This window comes from Ectopseudomonas oleovorans, from assembly GCF_003052605.1.
In the GTDB taxonomy this organism is placed as follows: domain Bacteria; phylum Pseudomonadota; class Gammaproteobacteria; order Pseudomonadales; family Pseudomonadaceae; genus Aquipseudomonas; species Aquipseudomonas oleovorans_A.
In genome coordinates this window covers 15,469-29,815 of the sequence record NZ_QASO01000111.1, presented here as the reverse complement: position 1 = coordinate 29,815, position 14,347 = coordinate 15,469, and the positions used below count along the sequence as shown (strand labels likewise).

Here is a 14,347-nt window from a genome sequence, read left to right as displayed (position 1 = left end):
CCGCCGTTTATATCGTCCTAAGCTGGCGCTTCTTTCAACCGTCGCGCGTCGCGTTCTGCGGTGCCGAGGAGAGCGTCCGTGCATAACAACAATAACGGCTATCCCTCCAGTGCCCGAGCCTGGGCCACTGTTGCCATCCTGATGGTGGCGTATGTCCTGTCCTTCGTCGATCGGCAGATCCTCAATCTGCTGGTCGAGCCCATCCGTCGCGATCTGGCGATCAACGATACGCAGATGAGCCTGCTGATGGGCCTGTCGTTCGCCCTGTTCTACACCGTATGCGGCATTCCGCTGGGGCGGGTGGCCGATACTCGCAGTCGGCGCGGGTTGATCGCCGTCGGCATTCTGTTCTGGAGCGCCGCTACCGCCGCCTGCGGCATGGCCAAGCTGTACTGGCAGTTTCTGCTGTGCCGCATCGGCGTGGGTGTGGGCGAGGCGGCGCTGTCGCCGGCAGCCTATTCGCTGATTGCCGACAGCTTTCCCGCCGAGCGCCGGGCCACGGCCATCAGCGTCTATTCCATGGGCGTCTACCTCGGCTCGGGCCTGGCCTTTCTGGTCGGTGGCCTGGTCATTCAGTTCGCCTCGGCGCAGGGCGACGTTACGTTGCCGGTGCTGGGTGAGGTGCGTCCCTGGCAGCTCATCTTCCTCATTCTCGGCGGTGCCGGCGTGCTCTTCACGTTGTTGATGTTCGCGGTCGAGGAGCCTGCTCGGCGTGGCGTCGGTGCTGGGGTGGCGGTGCCGCTCAGTGAAGTGGGGCGCTACATTCGTGCCAATCGACGTACCGTGCTGCTGCACAACTTCGGCTTCGCCGGTTTGGCCTTCGCCGGTTACGGTAGCGCCGCCTGGATACCGACCTTCTTCATCCGTACCCACGGTTGGGATGCCGGCCAGGTCGGCATTGTCTACGGCAGTATCGTTGCGGTATTCGGTTGCCTGGGGATCGTCTTCGGTGGGCGACTGGCTGACTGGATGGCCAAGCGCGGGCGCAGCGATGCCAACATGCGTGTCGGCCTTTACGCGGCTCTGGGTGCCTTGCCGATGGTGGTGCTGTTCCCGCTGATGGACAGCGCCTTCTGGGCCAGCATGCTGCTGGCGCCTGCGGTGTTCTGCCTGAGCATGCCGTTCGGCGTGGCGCCGGCAGCGATCCAGGAAATCATGCCCAACTCGATGCGCGGCCAGGCGTCGGCCATCTATCTGTTCGTCATCACCCTGATCGGCCTGGGCGTTGGTCCGACCGCTGTGGCACTGGTGACCGATTTCGTCTTCGCCGACGACAACGCGCTGCGCTACTCGCTGCTGATCGTCACCACCCTGGCGGTGTTGATGTCGATCATCCTGCTGGCCAAGAGTCTCAAGCCCTACCGCGAAAGCGTGACGCGCCTGGAGCAATGGGCCGCCAATCCAGCCTGAGTAGGCGCATTTTTCTGCCGTGCCGCGCATTGATCGGCACGGTTTATGCGCCAGGGCACAGGCAGCGTGGAATTTTTGCGCTTTACTGAGGCTCTGAGTGTTGCGCGTGCCATTGGGGCGCGTGCCAGCCAGGGAACCTCTGCATGGGAGCGAGGCCAGCGTCTGCTGCACAGGGCAGGCCAATCAACAACTCGGTATGTTTGCAGCGGTTAGTGCTGCCGGTGCTGGCTGTGCTGTTGCTGCTCAGCGGCTGCAGCGGTCGCCTGGATAACGACTCGATCGTGCATACCCGCAGCCCGCTCAAGCCCGCCGAGGTGCTGCAGACCGACGTCGACCGTATGGCGACCCTGGCCATGCGCAACAACCTCAACAGCCTGTATCGGCTGATGAACAAGTTGTACCAACGTAACCCGCGCGAGTGGCGCAAGAACTCCCTGCCTGATGCCGCCGCTGCCGAGCGCGCCATCCAGTACGCCATCGAACACAATCAGGACTGGCCGACCTTGGGCGGCCGGCGTGATGTTGCGGCGCTGGATTACTCGCTGAGCCCGGCCTTTCAGGGCGACCGCGTGGCGGCCTTCACCTATGCCATCGGCAGCATGTTGGTGACGGCTCACGGCGGCCGTACCGAGTTCTATCTGACCGACAGCTTCAATGCGCAATTCATCCACAACGCTGCACGCAATCTGGAAAAGGCCGGCTGGATGCTGTCGCAGCGCCGTGATGCCACGGGCCGCCCGCTGCTGTTATCCAACGAGTTCTCCGAACAGGGCAACAACCTCAGCTACGCAGTGGAGTTCGGCAAGATGGCGGCGCGTCTCGATCTGCTCACCCATGTGCTGGAAGAGCGCTACCGGCGCATGGGCGCCAACTATGCGCAGAGCCTGTTCTTGCTGAATTTCCTGCCGGTGCAGTGAGCCGGCCGCCGCCCGTTGCGAGCGCCGGCGGAGCGTCACACCTTGCGTACGAACTCGGACTTGAGCTTCATCGCGCCGATGCCATCGATCTTGCAGTCGATGTCGTGATCGCCGTCGACCAGGCGAATGTTCTTCACCTTGGTGCCGACCTTGACCACCAGTGATGAGCCTTTGACCTTGAGGTCCTTGATCACGGTGATGGTGTCGCCGTCCTGTAGCAGGTTGCCAACCGAATCCTTGATCACCCGCGCGTCATCAGCGCCGTCGGCATTCTCGCCGGCTTTCCACTCATGGGCGCACTCGGGGCAGACCAGTTGATCGCTGTCTTCGTAGGTGTATTCGGAGTTGCATTTGGGGCAGGGCGGCAGAGCGGTCAAGAGGTGTCCTCGGTGCAGGTGAGAAACCGCAGATTATATAGGGTTTTGTCCGCAGGCGCCGCTCTAGGGCGCGGAGCGGCCTGGCGGACTTGTGTTTTAAATATTGGACTTATTTCCCGGCGGTAGTTTGCCCGGATTGCCCTTAGAGCGCCTTTTAATGGGTGTTCACTTGTTGTGCGATAAATGGCTTACCAGAAAATCTTGAGCAGATTTGTTTGACATATTTTACGGCTCGGGCAGACTGGTTGCAGATTCCGTTGCCGAACCGGGTAGCGGGCAGCGCCGCTGTAGCCCCCTCTCTGGATGGAGTTGACCCGGTTCGAGCCGCCGTCGGAAGGCGGCACTCAGGCTCAGGATGAGTCTCGGTGCACGGGGTTAGCCAAACAGGCCGGAGGTGCTACAGCAGAGTGTTCTGCTTGGCATCGGCTTGCACAGCAACGATAGGCCCGGCCTGTCCCAAGGTGACGTATGTCCGACAACAAGATCCGCAGTACTCCCAGCAAGAACAATCTCCGCAAGCCCGTCGTGTTGATGTCCATGGGCGCTCAAGAGCGCAAGGGCCACGACTATCAGGTAATGACGCACAAATACATCCAGCCTCTGGTCGAGTTCTCCGGTTGCGTGCCGGTGCTGGTTCCCACCTGCTGCGGCATCGAGGATCTCGAGCAGTATCTGGACATGGCCGATGGTGTTTACCTGACCGGTGCCGGCAGCAACATCGACCCGGCGCTCTATGGACAGGAGAACGAAACGCCGAACAAGGGCCAGGACCGCGACCGCGACCTATTCGATCTGCCGCTGGTTCGTGCCGCCATCGCTCGCGGTCTGCCGATCTTCGGCATCTGCCGTGGCATGCAGGAAATCAACGTGGCGCTGGGCGGCGACATCTACCAGAAGGTCTACGCCGAGCCTGGCTTCAACGACCATCGCGAAAACCCCGATGATCCGGTCGAGGTGCAGTACGCCGCCAGCCATAGCGTGCGTCCGGTGGCTGGCAGCTGGTTCGCCGAGCTGATGGGCAAGGACGAGATTCAGGTCAACTCCCTGCACGGCCAGGCCATTCGCAACCTGGGCAAGGGACTGGAAGTGCTGGCTACCGCCGAGGATGGCCTGATCGAGGCGATCCACGCGCCGAGCCTGTCGCCTTTCCTGTTCGCGGTGCAGTGGCACCCGGAATGGCAGGCGGCGAAGAACCCGGATTCGGTAAAGATCTTCCAGGCCTTCGGTGAGGCCTGTCACCGCCGAGTGGCTTCGCGCAACAGCCGCCAGGCGGCCTGATCGCCCTGTAACCGCCGGCTCCTGCTTCAGTAGGGGCTTGGCGGTTGCGGCCAGTTCAGGATACCGCTGTCGCTGAAGCGGCGGGTGCCGAACAGGCCGTCGGCGAGCTTGCCACGCAGCATGTAGGGCACCTCCTGACCAGGTTGATAACCGGCCACGCCCCAGGCCTGACGCATCACCGAAAACGCTGAAATACTCACCGGCACGCTCAATACCGTCTCGCCGAAACGCGGCACGCTGCCGCTCTGGTCGCTGACACCACTGGCCAGCGGCTGGCCGTTCACGTCCAGATCCAGTGCCATGCCGTTGAAAGTCACCGCGCTGTCATTGGGGTTCTGCACCCGTAGCTTGACCGCGAAACGCACCTCCAGGCCCTGACCGGGCAGGGGTTCCAGGCCGACCAGGTCGACCCGTAGCGGATCACGATTGCCCAGGCTGGCGCAGGCGCTCAGGCCTGCTGCAAGCAGGGCAGCGAGGCAAAGACGAAGCAGAGGGTGCATGGTGATCTTCCCTGGACGTTATGGGTTCAGGATAGAAGACCACTGCACGCGCCATTAGCTCCCGGCACGTTGCCGGCTGCCTAGTACCAGCGCGATACCGCCGAGCACGGCCATGGCGCTAAGTATCAGACGCAGCGACAGCGCTTCGTTCAGCAACAGGCTGCCACCGAGCGCGGCAAGAATCGGCACGCTCAACTGCACCGTGGCGGCCTGACTGGCGCGCAGGCCGGGCAGGGCGCTGTACCAGATGGCGTAACCGACACCCGAGGTCAGGGCGCCGGACAACACCGCGTAGAACAGGCCAGGCCCATCCCAGTTCAGTTGCGACAGCAGCACCAGCGCCAGCAGCACGGCCAGCGGTGCCGCACGCAGGAAGTTGCCGGCGGTCACGGCCAGCGGATCACCCTCGCCGCGCCCGAGCAGCGAGTACGCGCCCCAGGCAACTCCGGCCAGCAGCATCAGCAAGGCCGCCAGCAGCGGGGGCGCACTGGCGCCGGGTAGCAGCAGCGCCAGCAGGCCGGCCGTGGCCAGCGCCGTACCGAGACTGGCGCCCAGCCCCAGACGCTCGCCACGCAGCAATCCCCACAGCAGCATGCTCAACTGCACGGCGCCGAACAGCAGCAGGGCGCCGACGCCGGTATCCAGTTGCAGGTAAGCAAAGGAGAAGGCCGCCGCATAGGTGAACAGCGCCAGCGCGCCAGGCCAATTGCCGGCGATGGGTTGCCCGGTCTGCCTCAGCTTGAGCAGCAGCCACAGCGTCAGGGCGCCGGAGAGCAGGCGGATAGCCGTGAAACTGGCCGCGTCGATTTCCGTTTCACGCAGCGCCAGGCGGCACAGTAGCGAGTTGCCGGCGAAGGCCAGCATGGCGAGGCAGGTAAGCAGCAGGATACGCGGTGGCATCGTCCATCCTTGGGTGAAGGTCTGGTGATGCTGGGCAGCTAATCACGTCAGGCTGCCCGATGGCATTGGCAGAAGGTCGCAAGTTGCTGCGACCTTGGCCAGTAAGCGCGCAGGCGCGTCTCAGAAGTGTGCCTTGACCAACAGGCTGGCGGTGTTCTGGTCGGTCGAACCGACGAAGTTGTCGCTGACGAAACCGCCGTCCTTGATGCCGTACTTGTTCTTCCAGTAGTCGTACTCGATACCCACGTACAGCTGCTTCTCGCCCCACTTCAGCGCCTTGCCCAGGTCGTACTTGATCTGTGGGTTGAAGTGCAGGTTGGCGTGGTAGTCGCCACGGCGATTGCTGTCGTTGTCCACCACCCAGTCCATGAAACCGTCGATGAGAATGTCCGATTCGCCTACCGGGATGGTGTAGCTCCACACCGGGGTGATCTGCCAGACGTTGCTGCCGGCGCGGCTGCCGTCGGTGGTGCGCAGGTAGGTATTGAGCTGGAAGTAATCGAAGCCGGGGATGTCCAGGTCGACCGCCGGGCCGATCAGGTAGGACTCGACGTCGTCTTCACCGAACTCGTAGGTGGTGGAGATCAGCACGTCCTTGATCGGGCCGAAGGACAGGTCGGCACCGGTGATCTTGCCCAGCGAGAAGCGCGGGCTGAACTCGCCATAGAAGGTGTGGCCGTCACCGGCGCCGTTGGTGGCATCGGTGTTGTACTTGATCACGTCGACGAACAGGAACAGGTCACCGAAGCTCCAGCCGCTGGCGTGCTCGAAGGTGATGGTCTGCTGGATTTCCGGGTCGATCTTGAAATCCTGGCCGTAGAGGTAGGTCAGGCTGTTGTTCTGCCACTGCATCAGGTCACCGGCAATGGCCTGGCCGCCTGCCAGCAAACCGCCGGCCAGTGCCAGCGAAGAGAGAGTGCGATTCATGGAAGCTCCTGGTGGTTAAGACGTGTCGTTATGTTTTTTTGCCTGCCATTCATGGCGGTCGCCCTTGCGGAGCCGACGTCAAAAATCGCTCCCGGCGTTTTTAAACCTGTCCGTTTGGTCAGGCTGGTGCTGCTAGAGCAAAAACGGCGCCAATTCTCTTGATTGTGCATATCCCTTGCAAATCAAAAGGATGCGCGGAATTTTCAGGTTCGCTCCAGTGCCTTCGATGCACCTTTTTCTGACCAAAAGGACAAAAACAGCCATAACTTGGTGCGCAACCGTCTGGCGGCGGCAGCTGCCAATTTCTCAGCAGCTGGGCGTGGCGGCATCATCAACCTTGGTTCGCTGGTGGCGCTGGCGCCGGAAATGTTCAACGCCGTCTACAGCGCGACCAAGGCCTATGTGCTGAGCCTGACCCTGGCTGGCGAACTGCGTGGTTCGGGCGTGCAGCTGCAGGCGGTGCTGCCGGGCGTGACCCGCACCGAGATCTGGGAGCGCAGCGGCACCGACGCCTCGGCGCTGCCGCCGTCGATGATCATGGAAGTGGGCGAGATGGTCGATGCGGCGCTGGCCGGTTTCGATCAGGGCGAACTGGTGACCATACCCTCGCTGCCGGATGCAGCCGACTGGGATGCTTTCGTCGCTGCCCGCGCCGCACTGGGGCCGAACCTGTCGCATAGCCAGGCGGCGGTGCGCTACAAGTGAGTCCGAAGCAGTCTCGTTATTGGCTATGTGCACGTGAGTGACGTTGTAGGAGCGGCTTCAGCCGCGAATTTCGCGGATAAATCCGCTCCTACGGGTGCACAGTTAACTCAGGCATAGCCTTGTCGTTACGCGTCCTGCGCCTGCTCGATCAGCAGGCGACAGGTCGTTTTCAGCAGGCGGTCGGACAGCTCCGGGTCCTTGACGCTACGCGACAGCAGCAGGGCGCCGACCATGCTCGAGAGCAGCAGTACGCTCTGCTCGGCGGCATCGTCACCGCCGAGGTTGTCCTCGATCATGGCCAGACGGTCGCGCACCAGGGCGTCGGTGGTTTCGCTGGCCTCGCCACGTTGGCCCAGCTCGGCGGACATGGTCGGCAGCGGGCAGCCACTGCCGGGGTTGGCGCGATGCGCGCTGGACAGGTAGCTGGCGATAAAGCGTGGCAGCGGTGCCTCGGCATCCTTGGCCAGCGCCTCGGTGCTGCGGGAAAGTTCCTCCACCGCATGGCGCAGGGCGTTTTCCACCAGATCGTCCTTGGACTTGAAGTGGGCATAGAAACCGCCATGGGTCAGGCCGAGCGCTTTCATCAGTGGCTGGAGGCCGGTGGCGCCGACGCCATCGCGGCGAAAGCGCAGGGCCGCCTCCTCGATGATGCGTTGGTGGGTCTTGGCCTTGTGGTCTTCCGAATAGCGCATGGGCTTTCTCGTCTATCAGATGCTGGCTGTCATCTTACACCTGCATCGCCGTTCTGGCGCGGCGCGCTCATGTCGAGAATAAGACAAGTGGTGGAGGCGACGGCGTAGAGGCGCTCGTCGACATCGTACAGTCGGCCTTCGGCCAGCGCGGTGGAACGGCCGACATGGATGATGCGGCCTTCGGCGCGTACCGGACCGGCTTCACTGCGCAGCGCGCGGATGTAGCTTACCCGCAGGTCCGCGGTGGTGTAGCCCAGGTCCGTCTTGAGCAGGGTATGCACGGCGCAACCCATGCAGGAGTCACGGAGTGTGGCGATGTAGCCGCCATGCAAGCTGCCCAGCGGGTTGTAGTGGCGCTGATCTGGCGTGCCCTGGAAGACGAACAGGCCGCTGGCCCATTGCACCGGGGTGAAGTCGAGCACTGCGTTGATCGGCAGGGAGGGCAGGTTGCCGCGGCCGATGCCGTCGAAGAAATCCATCGGCGACATGGTGGCCACCTCCGCCAGGCTGAGGATGCCCGGAGCGGCGAGTTGGTTGCGAATGGCCTGCTCCTCGGCAATCCAGGTGGCGAGGCGGGCATCTCTGGATAAGGCGGTCATGCAGGCTCCAGATAAATATGATGCTCGGTATTCAATGTTTCATATTGTGGTCGAAATATAAGTAGCCGTCAGTCGCTGTTCGTCGGCGCTTTTGGCCTTGGCCAGTTGCGGCTCGGGCGCCGTCCGGTGCTGCTTGCCGGGTTGAGCCTCTATCTGCTGGTGACCCTGGGCATGCTGCTGGCGCCGAACATCGACGTGCTGATCGGCATGCGTATGCTGCTCACCGCCAACAGTCGGGCGAAGATCAACCACGAGACCGAAGGTTTCGTGAAGATCCTCGCCGACGCCAATACCGACCAGATTCTCGGCGTGCACATGATCGGCCCAAGTGTAGGTCAACTGATCGGCGAGTATTGCGTGGTGGCCATGGAGTTCTCCGCCTCGGTCGAGGACATCGCGCTGACCTGCCATCCGCACCTGACCCGCTCGGAGGCAGGGCGTCAGACGGCGATGGGGGTGCATGGCTGGACCATGCAGGCCTGAGAACTAGTAGGGCGCGCGGGGTCGTGCTGGTCGAGCGTCAGGCGGTTACTTAAATTGAACGATCGCATCTGAAAAAACCGTTATGCCCGCCTTCGCGGGAGTGACGATAAATAGCCGTTTCAGCGCGCAGCCCAATGCAATCCGGGAAATGAGCGAGAGCCCCGGATTTCATCTCATTGGGCTACGTCATAGGATGTGGTCGAGATTTACCGGCTCGCCCGGTTGGGCGTTGAGTTTGCTGCGGATGTCGGCGAATACCTTGTCGTATTCGTCGTGGCCGCGCATCACCGGGCTGGCGTTGGGGGGCAGGCCATGGCGGGCGGCGATGCGGGTGGCGACGCTGGCGAAGTTGAAGGCGACGTCGCGATGCAGTTCGAATTCCTCCTCGAAGTGCTTGCCGTCCACCTCGCCGACCAGGCGCATGTGCAGCATCGGCCCCTGCTGCGGATCCTTGCGGACTTCGTAGTAGAAGTCCACCGAGAAGGGCGGCAGCAGGCGCATGTGCTCGGGGCGGTCGTTATTATCGCGGTGCAGGTGACCGGCGGTGAACATGATCGTGCCCTCTCAGCGATAGACGATGCCCTTGCAGTCCAGGCTGATGCGCGTGCCTGAACGACCCTGGACGATGGCTTCGATATTTTCCAGCGAACCGATCACTGCGCTGCGGCCGGTATTGCGGGCGAACTCGCAGGCGGCCTGCACTTTCGGACCCATGGAGCCGGCGGCGAAGCCGAGCGTTTCGATGGCGTCGGGATGAGCTTCGGCGATGGGTTTCTGCGTGGGTTTGCCCCAGTCGACATAGGCAGCGTCGACATCGGTGGCGATCACCAGCAGGTCGGCATTGAGCTGTTCGGCCAGCAGCGCCGAGCACAGGTCCTTGTCGATCACCGCTTCGACGCCGCGCAGTTGGTTGCCGTCGTACATGGTCGGGATGCCACCGCCACCGGCGCAGATCACCACGCTGCCCTTTTCCAGCAGCCATTTGATCGGGCGAATTTCGAAGATGCGCTGCGGGCGCGGGCTGGCCACCACGCGGCGGAACTTGTCGCCGTCCGGGGCGATACTCCAGCCTTTTTCGGCGGCCAGGCGTTCGGCCTCCTCTTTGCTGTAGAGCGGGCCGATGGGTTTGCTCGGTTTCTTGAATGCCGGGTCGGCGCTGTCCACTTCCACCTGGGTGAGCAGGGTGGCGAAGGGTACTTCGAACGGCAGCAGGTTGCCCAGCTCCTGTTCGATCATGTAACCGATCATGCCTTCGGTCTCTGCGCCGAGTACGTCCAGTGGGTAAGGGTTAGCCGCATCATAGGCGTTACCCTGCAGGGCCAGCAGGCCGACTTGCGGGCCGTTGCCGTGAGCGATCACCAGCTCTTTACCGGGTGCCACCTTGGCGATCTGCTGGCAGGCGATACGTACGTTCTCTCGTTGATTTTCCGCAGTCATGGCTTCGCCGCGACGAAGCAGGGCGTTGCCGCCCAAGGCGATGACGAGTCGCATGGTGTTCTCCTTGTTCGAGGCGCCTGGGCGCCTGACTTCGCGTAGGAGCTGGCTTGCCGGCGACGCTGTTGCCAGTGGATCGCCGGCAAGCCGGCTCCTACAGGGCAATACTCAGATGTCTGCCAGGGTCGCCACCAGAATTGCCTTGATGGTGTGCATGCGGTTTTCCGCCTGCTCGAAGGCGATATTCCACGGCGACTCGAACACGTCTTCGGTGACCTCGATGCCGTTCTTCAGGTGCGGATACTGCTCGGCGATCTGCTTGCCGACCTTGGTCTCGCTGTTGTGGAAGGCCGGCAGGCAGTGCATGAACTTCACCCGTGGGTTGCCGGCGGCCTTCATGATCTCGGCATTGACCTGATAGGGCAGTAGCTCCTGGATGCGTTCGCCCCAGGCTTCCACCGGCTCGCCCATGGACACCCAGACGTCGGTATGGACGAAGTCGACGCCCTTGACCGCCTCCTTCGGGTCTTCGGTGAGCAGGATGCGTGCGCCGCTTTCCTCGGCGAATTTTCGGCAGGCGGCGACGTGTTTCTCGCTGGGCCACAGCGCTTTGGGCGCGGCGATGCGCACGTCCATGCCGAGCTTGGCGCCGATCAGTAGCAGCGAGTTGCCCATGTTGTTGCGCGCGTCACCCAGGTAGGCGTAGGCAATGTCGTGCAGCGGCTTGTCACTGTGTTCACGCATGGTCAGCACGTCGGCGAGCATCTGCGTCGGGTGGTATTCGTCGGTCAGGCCGTTGAACACCGGCACGCCAGCGTACTGGGCCAGCTCTTCGACGATTTCCTGCTTGAAGCCGCGGTACTCGATGGCGTCGTACATGCGCCCGAGCACGCGGGCGGTGTCCTTCATCGACTCCTTGTGGCCGATCTGCGAGGAGTTGGGGTCGATGTAGGTGACGTTGGCGCCCTGGTCGTAGGCCGCTACCTCGAAGGCGCAACGAGTACGGGTCGAGGTCTTCTCGAAGATCAGCGCGATGTTCTTGCGGGTCAGGTGTTGTTGCTCGGTGCCGGTGTACTTGGCGCGTTTGAGGTCGCGCGACAGATCGAGCAGGTAGCGCAGCTCACGGGTGCTGTGGTGCATCAGGCTGAGCAGGTGGCGGTTGTGCATATTGAATGCCATGGTTCGTTCTCCGTTGAGAATGCTGTGCGAGGGACGCCCCTCACCCCCGGCCCCTCTCCCGGGGGAGAGGGGGGCTTGGTGATCAGTAGTCGATGGGGTCGCGGATGATCGGGCAGGTCATGCAGTGGCCGCCGCCACGGCCGCGCCCCAGTTCGCTGGCGCTGATGGTGATGACCTCGACGCCGGCCTTGCGCAGCAGGGTGTTGGTGTAGGTGTTACGGTCGTAACCGATCACCACACCCGGCTCCAGGCAGACCACGTTGTTGCCGTCGTCCCACTGCTCGCGCTCGGCCTCGTAGGCGTCGCCACCGGTTTCCACCACGCGTAGCTTCTTCAGCTTGAGGGATTCGGCGACCACCTCGACGAAGGGTTTGTCCTCGCGGCGTACGTCGATGCCGCCTGGGCGGCTCTCGTCCGGGCGCAGGGTGAAGGGCACGATGGAGTTGGCCACTTCCGGGAAGATGGTCACCAGGTCGCGGTCGCAGAAGCTGAATACGGTGTCCAGGTGCATGGCTGCACGGGAGCGGCCTAGGCCGGCAACGATGACCTTGTCTGCCGCGCCCTTGGCGAACAGCGCACGGGCCACCTGGCCGATGGCCTGGTGCGAGCTGCGTTCGCCCATGCCGATCAGCACGGTGCCGTTGCCAATGGGCATCACGTCGCCGCCTTCCAGGGTGGCCGAGCCATGGTCCTGATCCGGGTCGCCGTACCAGATGTCGAAGCGTTCCTCGGCGAAGTCCGGGTGGAATTTGTAGATCGCGGTGGTGAGCAGGGTTTCCTGGCGGCGTGCTGGCCAGTACATGGGATTGAGGGTGACGCCACCGTAGATCCAGCAGGTGGTGTCGCGGGTGAACTGGGTGTTGGGAAGCGGCGGGAAGATGAAGCTGGCTTCGCCGAGGTAGGCGTTGAACATCTTCGCCGCCTCGGAGTCCTTGTGCCTGGCCAGGTCGGCGCCGGACACGCCGCCGATGAGGAACTCGGCGATGCGCCGTGGCTCCAGGGATTCGACGAAATCACGCACCTCTGTCAGCAGGCCAAGGCCGACGCTGTTGGCGGTGATTTTGCGGTCGAGAATCCACTTCAGGGCTTGCCGGTCGCGCACGGTCTCTTCGAGCAGGTTGTGCATCTCCACCACTTCGACGCCGCGTTCACGCATCTTGGTCATGAAGTCGAAGTGGTCGCGTTTGGCCTGGGATACCCAGATCACATCGTCGAACAGCAGTTCATCGCAGTTGGCTGGGGTCAGGCGCAGGTGGGCCAGGCCTGGCGAACAGACCATCACCTTGTGCAGTTTGCCGGCTTCGGAATGAACGCCGAGGGGCTTCTTGGACATGTCGAACTCCTTCTCTTACAGACTCAGGAAACCGTCATACAGCCCGTAGGCGGCGATGGCGGCACCGATCAGCACGGCGACGAAAATCAGTTTTTCGAGGCCGGTGAAAATGGGTTGACCCAGCTCGCGCTTGGCCTTGGCGAAGAGAATCGCGCCAGGGGCGTAGAGCAGCGCGGAGAGCAGCAGGTACTGCACGCCAGCGGCATACACCAGCCAGACCGCGTACAGGGTGGAGATGGCCGCGATCAGCAAGTCCTTGTTGCGCTCGCCGCCGGCGTTCTCGTAGGTCTCGCCACGTACCGCCAGCAATACCGCGTAGGCGCTGGACCAGAAGTAGGGCACGAGGATCATCGAGGTGGCCAGGTACAGCAGGCTGAGGTAGGTGGAAGCGTTGAACAGGGTGATGATCAGGAACAGCTGGATCAGCCCGTTGGACAGCCACAGCGCATTGGCCGGGACGTGGTTGGCGTTCTCCTTGCGCAGGAACTCGGGCATGGTGTGGTCGCGGGCGCTGGCGAAGAGAATCTCCGCGCACAGCAGCGTCCACGACAGCAAGGCGCCTGCCAGCGAGACGATCAGGCCGATGGAGATCAGTTGCGCGCCCCAGGGGCCGACCACCTGCTCCAGCACGCCGGCCATGGACGGGTTTTTCAGCCCGGCCAGTTCGGCCTGGGTCATGATGCCCTGGGACAGGACGTTGACCAGCACCAGCAGCAGAAGCACGCCGACGAAACCGATCACCGTGGCCTTGCCGACATCGCTGCGCTTCTCGGCACGGGCGGAGAAGATGCTCGCGCCTTCGATGCCGATGAACACCCAGACGGTGACCAGCATCATGTTGCGCACCTGATCCATCACGCTGCCCAGTTCGCTGTTGCCACGGCCCCAGAAGTCCGCGGTGAACACGTCCATCTTGAAGGCGATGGCGGCGATGCAGATGAACAGCGCCAGCGGCAGCATCTTGGCGATGGTGGTCACGGTGTTGATAAAGGCCGCTTCCTTGATCCCGCGTAGCACCAGAAAGTGCAGCAGCCAGAGCAGCACCGAGGCGCCGATCACCGCCGGCAGGGTGTTGCCTTCGCCGAACACCGGGAAGAAGTAACCCAAAGTGGAAAACAGCAGCACCATGTAGCTGACGTTGCCGATCCAGGCGCTGATCCAGTAGCCCCAGGCTGAGGAAAAACCCATGTAGTCGCCGAAACCGGCCTTGGCGTAGGCGTACACCCCGCCGTCGAGTTCGGGCTTGCGGTTAGCCAGGGACTGGAACACGAAGGCCAGGGTCAGCATGCCGACCCCGGTGATCAGCCAGCCGATCAGGGTGGCGCCGGCGCTGGCGCTGGCGGCGATGTTCTGGGGTAGCGAGAAGATACCGCCGCCGACCATGGAGCCGACGACCAGCGCGATCAGCGCGCCAAGGCGGAGTTTTTGCGTCGAATCAGACATCTTAATTACCTCCGTGTCACGAGTGGACATAGGCATTGAGCGCGTTTGGCCGGATAGCCGTGGTGACCTGGATCAATGGGCGGCTATCCGTTGCGCCAACGCACATCCTTGCTGGCTAACTGGGGCTGAGCACCCGATGAACGACAGGACATCTGTTTGGACTGGCGTTG

At 62.9% G+C, this 14,347-nt stretch carries 14 protein-coding genes and 2 pseudogenes; 5 read left to right on the top strand and 11 right to left on the bottom strand.

Annotated elements, in window-relative coordinates:
- Nucleotides 1-78: 78 nt before the first annotated feature.
- Nucleotides 79-1,410 carry a spinster family MFS transporter gene (locus tag DBO86_RS18365; protein WP_108234461.1) on the top strand — a complete coding sequence of 444 codons (1,332 nt, stop codon included), beginning with the start codon at nucleotides 79-81 and terminating at the stop codon, nucleotides 1,408-1,410.
- A gap of 143 nt (nucleotides 1,411-1,553) precedes the next feature.
- A complete protein-coding gene (locus DBO86_RS18360; protein WP_244185575.1) occupies nucleotides 1,554-2,327 on the top strand; it encodes a hypothetical protein in 774 nt (257 codons plus the stop codon).
- Between the two features lie 35 nt (nucleotides 2,328-2,362).
- Here DBO86_RS18360 and DBO86_RS18355 read toward each other — a convergent pair whose 3' ends face one another.
- Nucleotides 2,363-2,704 (bottom strand): zinc ribbon domain-containing protein YjdM, encoded by a 342-nt coding sequence (locus DBO86_RS18355; protein ID WP_108234459.1) that lies wholly within the window; start codon nucleotides 2,702-2,704, stop codon nucleotides 2,363-2,365.
- A gap of 468 nt (nucleotides 2,705-3,172) precedes the next feature.
- Here DBO86_RS18355 and DBO86_RS18350 point away from each other — a divergent pair, with 468 nt between their 5' ends.
- Entirely contained in the window at nucleotides 3,173-3,982 is an 810-nt protein-coding gene (locus DBO86_RS18350) for a gamma-glutamyl-gamma-aminobutyrate hydrolase family protein (protein WP_108234458.1), read from the top strand.
- A gap of 26 nt (nucleotides 3,983-4,008) precedes the next feature.
- On the opposite strand, the gene DBO86_RS18345 is transcribed toward DBO86_RS18350, so the two are convergent.
- From DBO86_RS18345 to DBO86_RS18335, 3 genes are all read right to left on the bottom strand, one after another.
- Nucleotides 4,009-4,482, bottom strand: a complete 474-nt coding sequence (locus DBO86_RS18345) for an LEA/WHy family protein (protein ID WP_108234457.1) — start codon at nucleotides 4,480-4,482, stop codon at nucleotides 4,009-4,011.
- A 54-nt stretch (nucleotides 4,483-4,536) separates the two neighbouring features.
- Nucleotides 4,537-5,382: an EamA family transporter gene (locus tag DBO86_RS18340; protein ID WP_108234456.1), complete on the bottom strand. Its 846-nt coding sequence runs from the start codon at nucleotides 5,380-5,382 to the stop codon at nucleotides 4,537-4,539.
- Between the two features lie 120 nt (nucleotides 5,383-5,502).
- Nucleotides 5,503-6,309 (bottom strand): outer membrane protein OmpK, encoded by an 807-nt coding sequence (locus tag DBO86_RS18335; protein ID WP_108234455.1) that lies wholly within the window; start codon nucleotides 6,307-6,309, stop codon nucleotides 5,503-5,505.
- A 285-nt stretch (nucleotides 6,310-6,594) separates the two neighbouring features.
- Here DBO86_RS18335 and DBO86_RS18330 point away from each other — a divergent pair.
- Nucleotides 6,595-7,014: pseudogene (locus DBO86_RS18330) on the top strand (SDR family NAD(P)-dependent oxidoreductase); the annotation flags it as partial.
- Nucleotides 7,015-7,139: 125 nt separating this feature from the next.
- Here the strand turns inward: DBO86_RS18330 and DBO86_RS18325 are convergent.
- Complete coding sequence (locus tag DBO86_RS18325) at nucleotides 7,140-7,706, bottom strand: TetR/AcrR family transcriptional regulator (protein WP_104729153.1); 567 nt, start codon at nucleotides 7,704-7,706, stop codon at nucleotides 7,140-7,142.
- Nucleotides 7,707-7,735: 29 nt separating this feature from the next.
- A complete protein-coding gene (locus DBO86_RS18320; RefSeq protein WP_003459547.1) occupies nucleotides 7,736-8,305 on the bottom strand; it encodes a PaaI family thioesterase in 570 nt (189 codons plus the stop codon).
- A gap of 222 nt (nucleotides 8,306-8,527) precedes the next feature.
- On the opposite strand from DBO86_RS18320, the pseudogene DBO86_RS18315 reads away from it, so the two are divergent.
- Nucleotides 8,528-8,788: pseudogene (locus DBO86_RS18315) on the top strand (dihydrolipoyl dehydrogenase); the annotation flags it as partial.
- A gap of 186 nt (nucleotides 8,789-8,974) precedes the next feature.
- Here the strand turns inward: DBO86_RS18315 and DBO86_RS18310 are convergent.
- The 5 genes from DBO86_RS18310 to arcD form a co-directional block, all read right to left on the bottom strand.
- Nucleotides 8,975-9,340: a DUF5064 family protein gene (locus DBO86_RS18310; RefSeq protein WP_108234454.1), complete on the bottom strand. Its 366-nt coding sequence runs from the start codon at nucleotides 9,338-9,340 to the stop codon at nucleotides 8,975-8,977.
- 12 nt (nucleotides 9,341-9,352) lie between these two features.
- Complete coding sequence (arcC, locus tag DBO86_RS18305; protein WP_003459554.1) at nucleotides 9,353-10,279, bottom strand: carbamate kinase; 927 nt, start codon at nucleotides 10,277-10,279, stop codon at nucleotides 9,353-9,355.
- Nucleotides 10,280-10,390: 111 nt separating this feature from the next.
- Entirely contained in the window at nucleotides 10,391-11,401 is a 1,011-nt protein-coding gene (locus DBO86_RS18300) for an ornithine carbamoyltransferase (protein ID WP_108234453.1), read from the bottom strand.
- 82 nt (nucleotides 11,402-11,483) lie between these two features.
- Nucleotides 11,484-12,734, bottom strand: a complete 1,251-nt coding sequence (gene arcA, locus DBO86_RS18295; protein ID WP_108234452.1) for an arginine deiminase — start codon at nucleotides 12,732-12,734, stop codon at nucleotides 11,484-11,486.
- Nucleotides 12,735-12,749: 15 nt separating this feature from the next.
- The gene (arcD, locus tag DBO86_RS18290; RefSeq protein ID WP_104729161.1) at nucleotides 12,750-14,177 is read right to left on the bottom strand and encodes an arginine-ornithine antiporter; all 1,428 of its coding nucleotides are present in this window, start codon (nucleotides 14,175-14,177) and stop codon (nucleotides 12,750-12,752) included.
- Between the last annotated feature and the right edge of the window lie 170 nt (nucleotides 14,178-14,347).

Bases quoted from the DNA above. Each gene is read 5' to 3' on its own strand.
- DBO86_RS18360 (WP_244185575.1), top strand. From the start codon at position 1,554: ATGGGAGCGAGGCCAGCGTCTGCTGCACAGGGCAGGCCAATCAACAAC.
- DBO86_RS18350 (WP_108234458.1), top strand. From the start codon at position 3,173: ATGTCCGACAACAAGATCCGCAGTACTCCCAGCAAGAACAATCTCCGC.
- DBO86_RS18345 (WP_108234457.1), bottom strand. From the start codon at position 4,482: ATGCACCCTCTGCTTCGTCTTTGCCTCGCTGCCCTGCTTGCAGCAGGC.
- DBO86_RS18340 (WP_108234456.1), bottom strand. From the start codon at position 5,382: ATGCCACCGCGTATCCTGCTGCTTACCTGCCTCGCCATGCTGGCCTTC.
- DBO86_RS18335 (WP_108234455.1), bottom strand. From the start codon at position 6,309: ATGAATCGCACTCTCTCTTCGCTGGCACTGGCCGGCGGTTTGCTGGCA.
- DBO86_RS18325 (WP_104729153.1), bottom strand. From the start codon at position 7,706: ATGCGCTATTCGGAAGACCACAAGGCCAAGACCCACCAACGCATCATC.
- DBO86_RS18320 (WP_003459547.1), bottom strand. From the start codon at position 8,305: ATGACCGCCTTATCCAGAGATGCCCGCCTCGCCACCTGGATTGCCGAG.
- DBO86_RS18310 (WP_108234454.1), bottom strand. From the start codon at position 9,340: ATGTTCACCGCCGGTCACCTGCACCGCGATAATAACGACCGCCCCGAG.
- arcC (WP_003459554.1), bottom strand. From the start codon at position 10,279: ATGCGACTCGTCATCGCCTTGGGCGGCAACGCCCTGCTTCGTCGCGGC.
- DBO86_RS18300 (WP_108234453.1), bottom strand. From the start codon at position 11,401: ATGGCATTCAATATGCACAACCGCCACCTGCTCAGCCTGATGCACCAC.
- arcA (WP_108234452.1), bottom strand. From the start codon at position 12,734: ATGTCCAAGAAGCCCCTCGGCGTTCATTCCGAAGCCGGCAAACTGCAC.
- arcD (WP_104729161.1), bottom strand. From the start codon at position 14,177: ATGTCTGATTCGACGCAAAAACTCCGCCTTGGCGCGCTGATCGCGCTG.